The 12,806-nt window shown below is 54.0% G+C and carries 10 protein-coding genes; 7 read left to right on the plus strand and 3 right to left on the minus strand.

Annotation, left to right across the window (positions count from 1 at the left end; translation table 11 throughout):
• Positions 1 to 235: 235 nt before the first annotated feature.
• The gene (locus ACWAU4_RS09270) at positions 236 to 3,025 is read right to left on the minus strand and encodes an insulinase family protein (RefSeq protein WP_107352252.1); all 2,790 of its coding nucleotides are present in this window, start codon (positions 3,023 to 3,025) and stop codon (positions 236 to 238) included.
• 171 nt (positions 3,026 to 3,196) lie between these two features.
• On the opposite strand from ACWAU4_RS09270, the gene sixA reads away from it, so the two are divergent.
• Positions 3,197 to 3,667 (plus strand): phosphohistidine phosphatase SixA, encoded by a 471-nt coding sequence (gene sixA, locus ACWAU4_RS09275; protein ID WP_025010454.1) that lies wholly within the window; start codon positions 3,197 to 3,199, stop codon positions 3,665 to 3,667.
• Between the two features lie 171 nt (positions 3,668 to 3,838).
• Here the strand turns inward: sixA and smrB are convergent, their stop codons facing one another.
• Positions 3,839 to 4,369 carry an endonuclease SmrB gene (gene smrB, locus ACWAU4_RS09280; RefSeq protein WP_107004651.1) on the minus strand — a complete coding sequence of 177 codons (531 nt, stop codon included), beginning with the start codon at positions 4,367 to 4,369 and terminating at the stop codon, positions 3,839 to 3,841.
• 83 nt (positions 4,370 to 4,452) lie between these two features.
• Between smrB and prmB the strand changes: the two genes are divergently transcribed.
• The 5 genes from prmB (at position 4,453) to ACWAU4_RS09305 (ending at position 9,219) form a co-directional block, all read left to right on the plus strand.
• Entirely contained in the window at positions 4,453 to 5,397 is a 945-nt protein-coding gene (gene prmB / locus ACWAU4_RS09285; protein ID WP_054743814.1) for a 50S ribosomal protein L3 N(5)-glutamine methyltransferase, read from the plus strand.
• Positions 5,398 to 5,493: 96 nt separating this feature from the next.
• The gene (gene aroC / locus ACWAU4_RS09290; RefSeq protein ID WP_107004652.1) at positions 5,494 to 6,588 is read left to right on the plus strand and encodes a chorismate synthase; all 1,095 of its coding nucleotides are present in this window, start codon (positions 5,494 to 5,496) and stop codon (positions 6,586 to 6,588) included.
• Positions 6,589 to 7,776, plus strand: a complete 1,188-nt coding sequence (locus tag ACWAU4_RS09295; protein ID WP_208125793.1) for an MFS transporter — start codon at positions 6,589 to 6,591, stop codon at positions 7,774 to 7,776. It begins immediately after the preceding gene.
• 42 nt (positions 7,777 to 7,818) lie between these two features.
• On the plus strand, positions 7,819 to 8,946 hold the full coding sequence (locus ACWAU4_RS09300) for an ATP-NAD kinase family protein (protein WP_208125795.1): 1,128 nt from the start codon (positions 7,819 to 7,821) through the stop codon (positions 8,944 to 8,946).
• Positions 8,947 to 8,949: 3 nt separating this feature from the next.
• Positions 8,950 to 9,219 (plus strand): YfcL family protein, encoded by a 270-nt coding sequence (locus ACWAU4_RS09305; protein ID WP_044734290.1) that lies wholly within the window; start codon positions 8,950 to 8,952, stop codon positions 9,217 to 9,219.
• 71 nt (positions 9,220 to 9,290) lie between these two features.
• Here the strand turns inward: ACWAU4_RS09305 and mnmC are convergent, their stop codons facing one another.
• A complete protein-coding gene (gene mnmC / locus ACWAU4_RS09310; protein WP_454290546.1) occupies positions 9,291 to 11,345 on the minus strand; it encodes an FAD-dependent 5-carboxymethylaminomethyl-2-thiouridine(34) oxidoreductase MnmC in 2,055 nt (684 codons plus the stop codon).
• A gap of 140 nt (positions 11,346 to 11,485) precedes the next feature.
• Here mnmC and fabB point away from each other — a divergent pair, with 140 nt between their 5' ends.
• On the plus strand, positions 11,486 to 12,697 hold the full coding sequence (gene fabB, locus ACWAU4_RS09315; RefSeq protein ID WP_028781220.1) for a beta-ketoacyl-ACP synthase I: 1,212 nt from the start codon (positions 11,486 to 11,488) through the stop codon (positions 12,695 to 12,697).
• The last annotated feature ends 109 nt before the right edge of the window (positions 12,698 to 12,806 follow it).

The raw sequence follows: 12,806 nt of genomic DNA on the forward strand, positions 1-12,806 counted from the left end.
TCAGAAAGTAGCCTGATTGTCAAAATTAAACCTTTCTATCACATACGTTTATCTCATTTCTGCCCCAGATATGTGGTGATAAATCGAGCTGTGCCATCCACTTAAAAGCATGCTGTGCTGTTATTGAATATAATACCTTTTGATTATAACTGCTGCAGCCCTTTGTCTTGGAACAATCTTCGATACCAATTGGAATGGAGAAAAATTCCTCGTTTGAGCAAGGGCAGTCCAGGGATTAAAGGTTAAACTGCTCAGCCTGTTGCTTGAAGGCGCGTAAATCTGTGATCAAGGAACCGGCTTGCAGACGTTCCAGATGTCTGTGTTGTTCTCCTGTGCTGAACAGCACCAGACGATCGCTGTGTTTGGTGCGCATTTTATCCATCATAAACTTGATCAGGCCGGCCCGGGTTTGGCGCTTGATTTCTGCTACCACCAGCTCACGCTGATTAAAGTGATAATCCTTATTGCCTATGCTGACCCAATAACGTTGGCCGCGGGTCTTGAGGTTGGCGTCATGTTCCATGACTTGGTTGATCAGTCCCTGCTTGGTGCTTTCCCACTGCTCATTGGTTATCTGCATCACGGCGTAGTTAAAGTCGGCGATAAACTCATCTATGGCTTCCAGTAATTGCAGTGGCCCGGCGGTCGGTGACTGTACATAGAAGATCATCCCCGGGTGGCGGTTTAGCGGCAGATAGCCTGTGCCCACCATATAACCGAGTTGTCTTTGGGTTCGCAGCTCGTGGAAGAAAGTCGACGACATGGTGTGATTCAGCAGGCTGAACAACGCCATTTTCTCCGGAGTGGCAAACACGGATTGGTAATAGACTATGATGGCGCTGTCCGGGTGAGCTATGTTCAGCTCCCTGAGTACGGTTCCTTTCCCCTGAAGGTTGACCAACTCTCTTGCAGATTCACGGCTGGGCTTGGAAACCAGAGACAGAATATGGCTGAGTCGTTTTCCCAGAGACTGGGCTTCCTGTTCCAGCCAGTCACCGTAGACCAGGCCTTCCAGATAGATTTTTTCATAGAAGGCGCTCACATGGTCATGCAGATCGTCCAGGGTGATATCTTCCAACAGCTCAGCCATCCGCAGTGGTTCATAACTGCGTTTTTGCAAGGTTACCGTCAAGCTGGTGAACAGCTGGGAGATGGGTTTGGCCTGGGCATGGTTATACCAACTGCGTAGTAACTGGCGTTTGATAAGGTTGAACCTCTCCTGGGTAAAACTGCGCTCCCGGGCTTTGTCTATCAGCAGCGCCAACAGGGTTTCCTGGTTGCCGGTAAAACCGGTTAAATGCAGGGTCAGCCCGCCCTGATGGGGGTAGATGTTGTAGCTGAGGCCGGCTACTTCCGCCTGATAGGTATGTTCGGTCAGATGATCGAGCAGCATCTCCACATACAGCCGGGTCAAGGCGGCATGTCTCGGCGTGGGGCTGGCCTGATCCGAATCGAGCGAGAGATAAAGATGCCCCTTGGGGACATTGAACTCATCATCTTTCTTGTGCCAGATACGGTAACCGGCACCTTCGGCGACAATCACCGGCTCAGGATGCCGGCTGGGTTCGCCTCGGGCTATGGCGTCTTCTACGATGAAAGGGTTAGGCCTTGGCAGCTCCATCCCGGTTTCAGCCTCGGCGCAGCGCCACAGTGCCAGCCTGGCTTCTTCTATGGGTTTAATTTGATAGGGGGTGTGATACCAGGCCGCTTGTTGCTCGGTATCCAGATCCTGGGCCACCAGTTGCAGGCGCATATTATCCGGGGTCATCAGGCTCATCAGTGCTCTGGCTTCAGCGACATCCAGGCCATCCATGCGATAGTCGCCATAGACGGTATCTTCAACCTGATAATGTTGCATATTGATGCTGAGGTGACTGGCCAGATCCAGGGCTTTTATCTGTTCCTGGTAGCGAAATGCCAGTTTGAGCAGATTGGCTCTTTCCTGATAGCGCCAGTCTTCCAGCCCAGTATCGGCAATGAGTTTGATATAACCGAAGCAAGCAGCAACCACCTTGTCGGTTTGGTTCAAACCTCTGTCGGTCAGCTGAATGCTGATGCTGTATTCCTTGAAGTTGTAGCCGTTGATGCCGCCACCGGCGGAAAGCCCGTTGATAAGACCGGCTTCCTTGAGTTTGGAAAACAGGCTGCCGTGGCTCTCACTCCCAAGTAGGTGACTGATGAAGGTCAGTGGCTTACTGCGATAGAAGCGATCGATAGCGGGCAGGGCAAAGCTCAGGGTCAGGCGTTTTTGCTCTTTAAGCGGCACTATATGGATCTGCTTTTGCAGTTGCTCACTGGAGAACAGTGGCAGTTCGGGATAAGTTTTTTGCAGATCATGATTTTCTATTGCCGAAAAATAGCGTCTGGCATACTGCTCGAGCTCATCGATTGCCTTGGGAGCCACCAGACACAGAGTCATCAGATTGGCGCTGTAATGGCTCTTGTAGAAGGCAAGCAGTTCTTCCCTGAGCTGTTGCTCGTCTCCGCCCAGGGTTTGCAGGTTACCGACGGAAAACTTGCTGAAAGGGTGCGCCGGGTTGACCGTCTCTTTCAATACTTGATAGATACGGCGGATATCATCTTTCTGCTTGAGACTGAACTCAGATTCTATGGCGTGTCTTTCTCTGTCCACCAACTCCTGATTGAACAAAGGTGCAATAAAGAACTGGCTGAATCTGTCCAGTGCCTCGGCAAATACCAGGGGATCTATGGCAAAGAAGAAGTTGGTGTGCTCTGTGCCCGTCCAGGCATTATTGCTGCCGCCATGTTGGTTGATAAAGCTGTGATAACCTCCTGCCTCGGGAAATTTGGCTGTACCCAGGAACAACATGTGTTCGAGAAAATGTGCCATCCCGGGGCGGGATTGAGGATCATCGAAGTGGCCGACATTGACCGCCATGGATGCGGCGGCCTGGGCAGAATGCATATCTTGCACCAGCAACACCCGCAGGCCGTTGGTCAGAGTCAGATGACGATAGCTGCGGTGGTCATTGGGGCTGGAAATGACAGACTGGCAAGTGCTCAAGGGATAACTCCCGTATAGACAGATTGTTATATATTGATAGCCTTATGCTTTTTTGGCAAATATCTCTTGGATTTTTCGACTAAAGATTGAGAGCTGTGCGGTTTGTTGCCGCGCTATAAACGGCTACAATTGACATAGAACCATAAGAACTTTTTCTGTAGTGAGTGATGTATGCAGCTTTTTCTAATGCGCCATGGTGAGGCCAGTTTCGAAGCACCCTCGGATCGGGAGCGAATGCTGACTGATGCCGGACGCCTCCATACGACACAGATGAGCAACTGGCTGAATGATTCAGTCTCTGCCTTTGATCTGGTGTTGGTAAGCCCCTACCTCAGAGCGCAGCAGACCTGGCAAGAACTGGGAAAGCACTTTCCTGAACCGCGTAAATGGATGGTATTGGATGAATTGGTACCATCTGCTGACCCTGAAATGGCTGCCAGCCTGGTGAAGGCATACGCGGAACAGTTCAAGGCTGACAAGGTGTTGGTGATAGCCCACATGCCACTATTGGGTTATATGGTCAGTGAATTGGTGGCCGGCATTGAGCCGCCGTTATTTGCGACCTCGTCAGTGGCACTTATTGATGTACATGGTCAGCAGGCAAGCGTGATGTGGCAGCAAGGGCCGCACAATATCGCCTAGTGCTTTCCCCAGGTTTAAAGCCGCCTTTAGTGCTGCAACTAACCTGAAATCATGCGCCTTATGTGATTAAAAGATGAATCTTAAAGCGCCAGCTAAACAAGGAACCCGGCCATGGCCGGGTTCCTTGCATTTATCGCGCTAAGTCTTTAAAAGGGGGCAGCTCTACTGTGGCTAGCGTCTGTGGGGATGTTCACCGATATCTATCAGTACCAACAGCGCCGCATCGCCGCCCCATTCTTTGGGGGCCTGGTGAAAGGCTTTGACCTTGGGGTGCTGCGCCAGCCACATGGGTAACTGCTGTTTGAGAATGCCGGTGCCGTAGCCGTGCATGACACTACAGCAAGGGCTGTGTTCACGGATACAGGCCTGGATCAAGGCTGCCAGTTCCAGCTTGGCTTCGGTTTGGCGGTAACCATGCAGATCCAAAAGAAAGTCAGGCACATAATCGCCTCTACGCAGACGTTTGACTTCCATGGCGTCCACATCGTTCCGACACCAACGCATAGGGCCGTTAACTGGCAATAATGGCTGGTAAACGTCTGAAAAATAACTGTCCGCCTGTATCTGAACTTCTTTTTCAGCCAGTTGCTTCTTGGTTTTGCTCGGCGGGCGGAAATGGCGTTTATCCTGGTCGAGCGGGGTGATCCCGGATACCAGTGCCTGAAATTCCGCCAGGCCTTCTTTGTCGTTTTCTTCGTTCATCAGGCTATTTTATTGAATCCTGTTTCTTCTGAACAGACTTCAGTTACAATGGGGCGGAATAAGAATAAAGCCGGAGTCAGATTTTGGATAAGATCTTTGTGGATGAAGCCGTCACCGAATTGCGGACGGTAGGCGACATGTTGCGCTGGGCCGTCAGCCGTTTCAATGACGCCAATGTTTATTATGGTCATGGTACAGATAACGCGTGGGACGAAGCGGTTTCCCTGGTATTTCATGCCCTGCATCTGCCCGATGACATTGGTCAGCAGGTGATCCACGCCAATCTCACCAGCAGCGAAAAACACAAGATAGTTGAGCTTATCATCCGCCGGGTACGCGAGCGTTTACCCGTGCCTTATCTGACCAACACCGCCCGTTTTGCCGGGCTGGACTTCTATGTGGACGAAAGGGTGCTTGTGCCTCGCTCACCGATTGCCGAGATGATCCAAAACGGATTCGGTCCCTGGCTCTACAACAAGCCGGTAAGACGGATACTCGATCTCTGCACCGGCAGCGGTTGCATCGCTATCGCCTGTGCCTATCAGTTTGAAGAGGCTGAGGTCGATGCGCTGGATATCAGCGAGGATGCACTGGAAGTGGCGCAGATAAACGTTGAGTCGCTCGGCGTGATGGACAGGGTGTTTCCCATGCAGTCCAATCTTTTCAGCGCAGTACCACGAGCGCCGCAGTACGATCTGATTGTGTCCAACCCCCCTTATGTTGATGCCGAAGATATTGCCGATATGCCGGATGAGTATCGCCATGAGCCGGAAATTGGTTTGGCGTCCGGTCGAGACGGCCTGGATATCACTAAACGCATTCTGGCCAACGCCGCCGATTACCTCACAGATGACGGTATCCTGGTGGTTGAAGTGGGTAACTCCATGGTGCACCTGATTGAGCAGTTCCCCGATGTGCCTTTCACCTGGGTCAGCTTTGAACATGGTGGTGATGGGGTGTTTGTGCTGACAAAAGATCAGCTAGTTGAAAATCAATCACTGTTCGCCATCTTTAAAGACAGTGAATAATAAAGCGGCCCATTAGCCAATGGGCCAGTAAAGCCGAGGTTCGGATGGCCGAACCTCGGCGCTCGGTCATTTTATCTCCAGGGGGAAATTAAGCGGATGTCGGGAAACAGCATAGGTCAGAACTTTGTCGTCACCACTTTTGGTGAAAGCCATGGGCTTGCACTGGGCTGCATTATCGATGGCTGCCCGCCAGGGCTTGAGCTGACCGAAGCCGATATGCAGCAGGATCTCGACCGTCGCCGTCCGGGTACTTCCCGTTATACCACTGCCAGGCGCGAGCCGGATCAGGTGCGTATTCTTTCCGGCGTGTTTGAGGGCAAGACCACAGGCACCTCCATCGGCCTGTTGATTGAAAATACCGATCAGCGCAGCCAGGACTACTCCAATATCAAAGATCTGTTCCGTCCCGGGCATGCCGACTATACCTATCAGCAAAAATATGGCCTGCGCGATTATCGCGGCGGTGGCCGCTCCTCGGCGCGGGAAACTGCCATGCGGGTGGCGGCAGGGGCTGTGGCGAAGAAATACCTCAAGGTGGTACACGGCATTGAGATCCAAGGTTATCTCTCCCAGCTTGGGCCTATTTGCGCTGACACTCTGGATATGGCTCAGGTAGAACAGAACCCCTTTTTCTTCCCCGATGCCTCCAAGCTGGAAGCGCTGGATGACTATATGCGCGAGCTGAAAAAGTCCGGTGATTCCATCGGTGCCAAGGTCAGTGTGGTGGCCACCAATGTGCCGGTCGGCCTTGGCGAGCCGGTATTTGACCGTCTCGATGCCGATATTGCCCATGCGCTGATGGGGATTAATGCGGTCAAGGGCGTTGAAATCGGTGATGGCTTTGCCGTTGTTAACCAAAAGGGCTCAGAGCACAGAGATCTGATGTCGCCTGCCGGGTTTGACAGCAACCATGCCGGCGGTGTGCTCGGGGGTATCTCTTCCGGGCAACCCATAGTGGCGCATATGGCGCTGAAACCCACTTCCAGTATCAGCGTGCCAGGCAAGAGCATGACAGTGCAGGGCACTGAGGCTGAAGTGGTGACCAAGGGGCGGCACGACCCCTGTGTCGGGATCCGCGCCGTGCCCATTGCCGAAGCCATGTTGGCGATAGTCTTGATGGATCACTTGCTGCGTCATCGGGCCCAAAACCAGGATGTCAGCAGCCTTACACCTGTACTTGGAATGCGATAAATGCGCGGACTGTTTCCCGCAGGGGGACAGCTCGCCTGGCTTTCTGCCTGCTATTTCTTCTTCTTTGGCATACTCGGTGTCATGGTGCCCTATCTGGGGGTATTTTTTGACAACCGTGGTTTCGACGCCGCCGAAATAGGCTTCCTGCTGGCCATACTTATGGCAACCCGCATAGTCGCGCCCAATGTCTGGGCGCTGGTGGCGGATCGCACCGGCATGCGCTCTGAGCTTATCAAGCTCGGTGCCTTTGCCGCCGCCTTGACCTATCTGAGTTTCTTTTATCATGGCGGCTTTCTCTATCTGGCGCTGAGTTTGGCCCTCTATACCTTCTTCTGGAATGCGATTCTGGCGCAGCTTGAGGTAATCACCCTGGAAACCCTGGGGGCTGAAGCCAACAAGTATGGCCTCATTCGCAGTTTCGGCAGTGTCGGCTATATCGTGCTGGTGGTGGGCACAGGCTGGGCCATCAAGGAATTTGGCCCCGAGGTGCTGCTTTATGTGGGGCTGAGTCTGTTTCTTGGGTTACTGGGCTGTGCCTTACCCTTGCCATCGAATCGGGCCTCGGCGGGGGCCGTGCAGGATAAGCCGGCACTCAAACTCGGGCGGCCGCTACTGTGGTTTTTACTGTCTGCCATGTTGCTTCAAGCCAGCGCCGGGCCTTTCTACGGCTTTTTCGTGCTTTATCTCAAGCAGGTGGGTTACACAGAGGCCAGCGCCGGTATTTTTGTGGCTCTCGGGGCAATGGCGGAAATCTTCATGTTTATGATAGCGCCCAGGTTACTCGGTCGCTATGGGGTCAAGACGCTGCTGCTGGTGAGCATAGGCATGACGGCGCTGCGTTGGCTTCTGGTGGCTTTTGGCGCCGAAAGCATGTTGCTTTTGGGGCTCAGCCAACTGCTGCATGCCTTTACCTTCGGTTTGACCCATGCGGCATCCATCCAGTTTGTTCACCGTAATTTTGATATCAGTCACCGCAGCAAGGGCCAGGCACTTTACGCCAGTTTGAGCTTTGGCGTCGGCGGCGCTTTGGGCACCTGGATCTGCGGCCTGATTTGGGGCGATGGCAGCGGCGCCTTCTGGTGTTGGGTGTTTGCCGCCGCGTGCGCCTTGCTGTCCATGTTGGCCGTGCTGGCTATTCCGGGTAGCGACTCCAGGCGTCAATCACAGAGTGACCCCATTGACGCCTGATGATTTCTTACAAGAGCAGAGCATCATTTGCCGGAGAGAGTTATGAGTAAAATGTTTCGACTGGGCCTTATCATTAATCCGCTGGCCGGGCTTGGGGGCAGTGTGGCCCTCAAGGGCAGCGACGGTGTGGCAAAAGAGGCGCTGAGCCTTGGCGCCACCCCCAAGGCCGGGCTGCGAATGGAGCAGGCCTTGGCAGTGATAACGCCTTTTGCCGAGCGCCTGCAAATCTATACCGCCTCGGGTAACATGGGCGCCGACCTGGCGCAAAAGCTGGGTTTTCGCACCGAGGTGTGTTACCAGGCGGCGACGGATACCAGTCGCAGTGATACCCAGGCTGCCGCCAAGGCCTTGATGGCGCAGGAGCTGGACTTGCTGCTGTTTGCCGGCGGCGATGGCACGGCAAGGGATATCTATGGGGTTGTCGGTGAGCACTTCCCCGTACTCGGTGTACCGGCCGGGGTCAAAATTCATTCGGGTGTTTACGGCATTACTCCCCATGCATCCGGGTTGGTATTGAAGCAACTGCTGGAAGGCGCCCTGGTGAGTCTGATGAGCGCCGATGTGATGGACATAGATGAAGAGGCCTTCCGCCAAGGCACGGTCAGGGCGCGGCGTTATGGTGAAATGACAGTGCCTGCGGAGCCGCGATATATCCAGGCGGTGAAGATGGGCGGCCGCGAGGTGGATGAACTGGTGCTGGCGGATATTGCCGCCGATGTGGTCGGCGATATGGAAGATGAGCTCTATATCATGGGCTCCGGCAGTACAGTGGCGGCCGTGATGGAGGAGCTGGGGCTTGATAACACCCTGCTTGGGGTGGATCTGGTGCAGAACAAGGCCCTGCTGGCCTCGGATCTTAATGCGGCGCAGTTATTGAGTGCCACTGAAAATCAAAAGGTTAAGTTGGTCATTACCCTGATAGGTGGCCAAGGGCACATTCTTGGCCGTGGCAACCAGCAGTTGTCGCCCGAGCTTATCCGGCGCATTGGCAAGGAAAATATCATCATTCTTGCCACCAAAAGCAAACTAAAAGCACTTGAAGGCAGGCCGCTTATCGTGGATAGTGGCGACCAGAAATTGGATAGCGAACTTAGTGGCTATTATCGAATTGTGACAGGTTACCGGGATTACGTGATGTATCAGGTGGCCAACCCAGACTTAGCGGAGTAGAGCATGTTAGAGAAGTACGAACAGGCATTGGAGCAGTGGATTGGCGAGATAGTGGCCGGCGGTGACGATGATGCCCTGTTTGCCAGCGGTTACCTGCAGGGGCATTTTGCCGTGGTGCTGGCCGAGCTGGAAAACGAGTCAGAACAAGGGCCGGATGCCTTGAATGAGCGGATGCAGCAATGTCTGAAACTGGCAGCCAAAGAGCTTGAAGATGCCGATTATCGTCTGGTGGATAGCGCCTGGTCAGAACTGAAACAGCGGATCGCCGCCTGAGTCTGGTTTGAGCAAGAAAAAGCCCCGTTCGGGGCTTTTTTGTGTTTGAAATGATAGCGAATTCAGAGAGTTTACAGCGCCTTGCTTTTGATGAGCTTTCGCATCCACATCCGGTTGGGGTTGAGGCGCTGCAGCAGTGTACTTCCAACAGGCAAAGGCTGATGGCAAAGTTCTGATGCCAGAATTTCCGCCGCCAACGGGCCGGTACTGAGGCCGCGGGAGCCCAAACCACCAAGAACATATAGACCCGGATGCACAGGCGCCTGCGCCTGTTGCCAGTAGCGGGCACTCTCGGGAGTGTGCTGATGTTGCTGATAGCCCTGCATTAGTGCCTCGACATCCGGCGCTTGTCCCAACATGGGGAAGTGATCCCGGGTGACCATACGCACACCCACTCTGGCACCTTGCCCCATCACCAGCCCCTGGTGCCAGTCGGCATCCGGATAACTCATGGCGATTTTTTTCAGGTTTTCTCTCTGCTCGACTGCGCTGTAGGCCAACTGCTCGGGATCTTTAACATAACTGGCTCCCAGGCAATGAATACCCCCCCAGGCCGGGGTGAGATAGCCCTTGGCGCAGAGTACGGTCTTAAGCGCTCCCAAACCGCCTTGAGTTGCAACTTCACTGACCTGGCCGCGAAAGGGGGAGGCGGGCAGGGCCGAAGTTTGTGGCAGCGCCGTCAGCGAAGCGCCGCTTGCCAGCACCAGTTTTTTGAATGGTCCAAAGCGGCGACCATCGGCTGTAATCAGCCACCAGAGGCTACCTTCTCTTGAAATCTCGCTGATATGGGTTCGGGGTTGAAAGTCACAGTAAGTCGAGTCGACGGCGTATTGGATGGCGGCCTGACACAGGGCTCTGGGACAGACCCAGCCACCCAGAGGGTAAAAAAGACCATCTTCTTTTATATCCAATCCCGCAAGCTCTGTCGCCTCAGTGCTGTCGACCCGGCGCAGAATATCCGAGTGCCAGTTTTGGCCCTCGGCAATCTTATTCAGACGGGCGCGACTTCGCTTATCAAAACCTGTATGCAACACACCGCAAAAGTCATGGGCGATATCGAAACCGGCGGCAGCCAGCGCGGTTATCCGCCGCCGACTAAAGAGAAAACCTTGTTGGAACAGGGTGTTGAGCTCGGATGTTTCCGGAGTCAACAGCGGGTAGAGCGCGCCCTGACGGTTGCCGCTGGCACTTTCACCCGCGTTTTCCTCGCTGCAAAATACCTGGCTGGCTTGTTTACGCTCGGCCAGCGACAACGCCAACTGACTGCCGGCCACACCGGCGCCGATAATGGCAACACTGTCATCGGCTGCAAGCGCCGGCTCCCGATAGAGTGGCCAGGGCGCCAGCCGGGCACTGCTTTGGTGCCGCAAGGCAAGGCGCTCAGCCTTGGCGATAGGCTCGAGCTCAGTTTGGTGAGTCAAAAGCAGCGATGCCGGGCTGCTAAAATCCGCAGCATTGAGGCCGCTATTGACCATTAAGGGCGCAAATCTTTCTTTTCTTTCCGGTAAGCACAGCAGGGCGGCGCTGTCTTTGGCCAGGCGAGCCATCTGCCATGCCGCTGCCTCAGAGGGCAAGGACTCGGCAAGCCACAGCCAGTTGTCTATCCAACCTTGATGGCTTAAACCTGGCAGCTCTTTGAGCAGCGCAGCGTCGAATTCAAGATAGAGATCCAGTCTCAGCCTGCCGCCATCGAGCACAAAGCGCTGGCAGCCTGGGAGCGCCATGGGTTTGCCTGCCTGCAGCTCGGCGAGCAAACTCATTACTGCAGTCGTTTGACTCTCGGCGGATGTCGTATTTTCAGCCTTCTGCCATAATTGCAGTTTTTTTTTCAGAAGCTCAAGCGACTCGGCTTGGGAATCTTTATCGGCGGCGAATAGCAAAAGTTGTAACACAAGCTTGGGATAATCCTGCCTTAGTTGGCTCCAGAGCTGTATCAGAGGCAGCAGGGTTTCGCCGCCTACCGCCGCCAGACATATTTGCCGTCCAAGGGGCTTGTCATCGAGCCGGGTTTGTTGGTAGGGCGTAAGAGTTGTCGTCGGGGCTTGTGTTGTTTCTGCAGATGTGGGATTTTGGCTGCAAGTTTGCGTATTTTCACTGCCGGATGGCCGAAGTTGTTCCTGTTTCACGGGCAATCTTTTACTCTGGAGGCCTTGTTCGGCATTATTTTACCCAAGTTTACGGAAAGCTGACCACTTAAATGCTGTAAAACGGCTAACATGGCGTCAGCAAAAGTAGGTACTGAATTGTACGGAATGGATAGTAAAACATGAAAAGAGTCGTGATCACCGGAATTGGCGTTGTTTCAAGTATCGGTAATAACAAACAAGAAGTGACTGAATCTCTCAAGGCTGGCCGCAGTGGTATCACCCACTCGGATCAGTTTGAGGAGATGCAGCTGCGCAGTCATGTCTGGGGCGACATCAAACTCAATCCCGCAGAGCTTATTGATCGCAAGGCGTTGCGTTTTATGGGTGATGCCGCAGCCTACGCCTATTTGGCTATGCAGCAAGCTATTGAAGACAGCAGTCTGACCGAAGAGCAGTATTCAGATCCTCGTGTGGGTCTTATCGTGGGTACCGGCGGCGCTTCGTCTTCCAACCAGGTTCAGGCGGCAGACACCTTGCGTGCCAAAGGCGTCAAGCGCGTAGGTCCTTATATTGTGCCGCGGATTATGTCTTCTACTGCCAGTGCCTGTCTGGCGACGCCCTTCAAAATTAAAGGGATGAACTATTCCATCAGCTCGGCCTGTGCCACCAGTGCGCACTGTATCGGTCACGCGGTGGAACTTATCCAGATGGGTAAACAGGATATGGTCTTTGCCGGCGGCGCCGAAGAAATCGACTGGACCCTGACCATGGGCTTTGATGCTATGGGCGCCTTGTCGACCAAGTATAACGACACACCGGAAAAAGCTTCCCGCACCTATGATGCCGACCGTGATGGCTTTGTTATCTCAGGTGGCGGCGGCATAGTGATTGTTGAAGAGCTGGAGCACGCGCTGGCCCGTGGTGCCAAGATTTATGCCGAAGTCATCGGCTACGGCGCTTCATCAGACGGTTATGACATGGTTGCCCCAAGCGGTGAAGGTGCGGTGCGCTGCATGAAGATGGCGCTGGAGTCAGTAGATACACCTATCGATTATGTTAACACTCACGGTACTTCTACCCCTGTCGGTGATGTGCGTGAACTGGAAGCCTTGCGTGAAGTTTTCGACGGCCAGATGCCGGCGATTGCCTCAACCAAGTCGCTGACAGGCCATGCCCTGGGCGCAGCCGGTGTTCATGAGGCTATATACAGCCTGTTGATGCTTGAAGGTGGGTTTATCGCGCCTTCCATCAATATCGACAATCTGGACGCGGCCGCAGAAGGTATGCCAATTGTGCGTGAATACCGCGACGCCGAGCTCAACACTGTTATGAGCAATAGCTTCGGTTTCGGCGGCACCAACGCCACACTGGTGATGCGCAAGTACAAGTAAGCGCCTTGATTCAGTGAAACAAGAAGGAAGCCGAATGGCTTCCTTCTTTGCTTATGAGCTGACGCAGAACTTGTTAGTAGCTTCCTTAAATGTGCGCCGGACTCAGACA

This window comes from Shewanella sp. FeAMO (assembly GCF_053653955.1).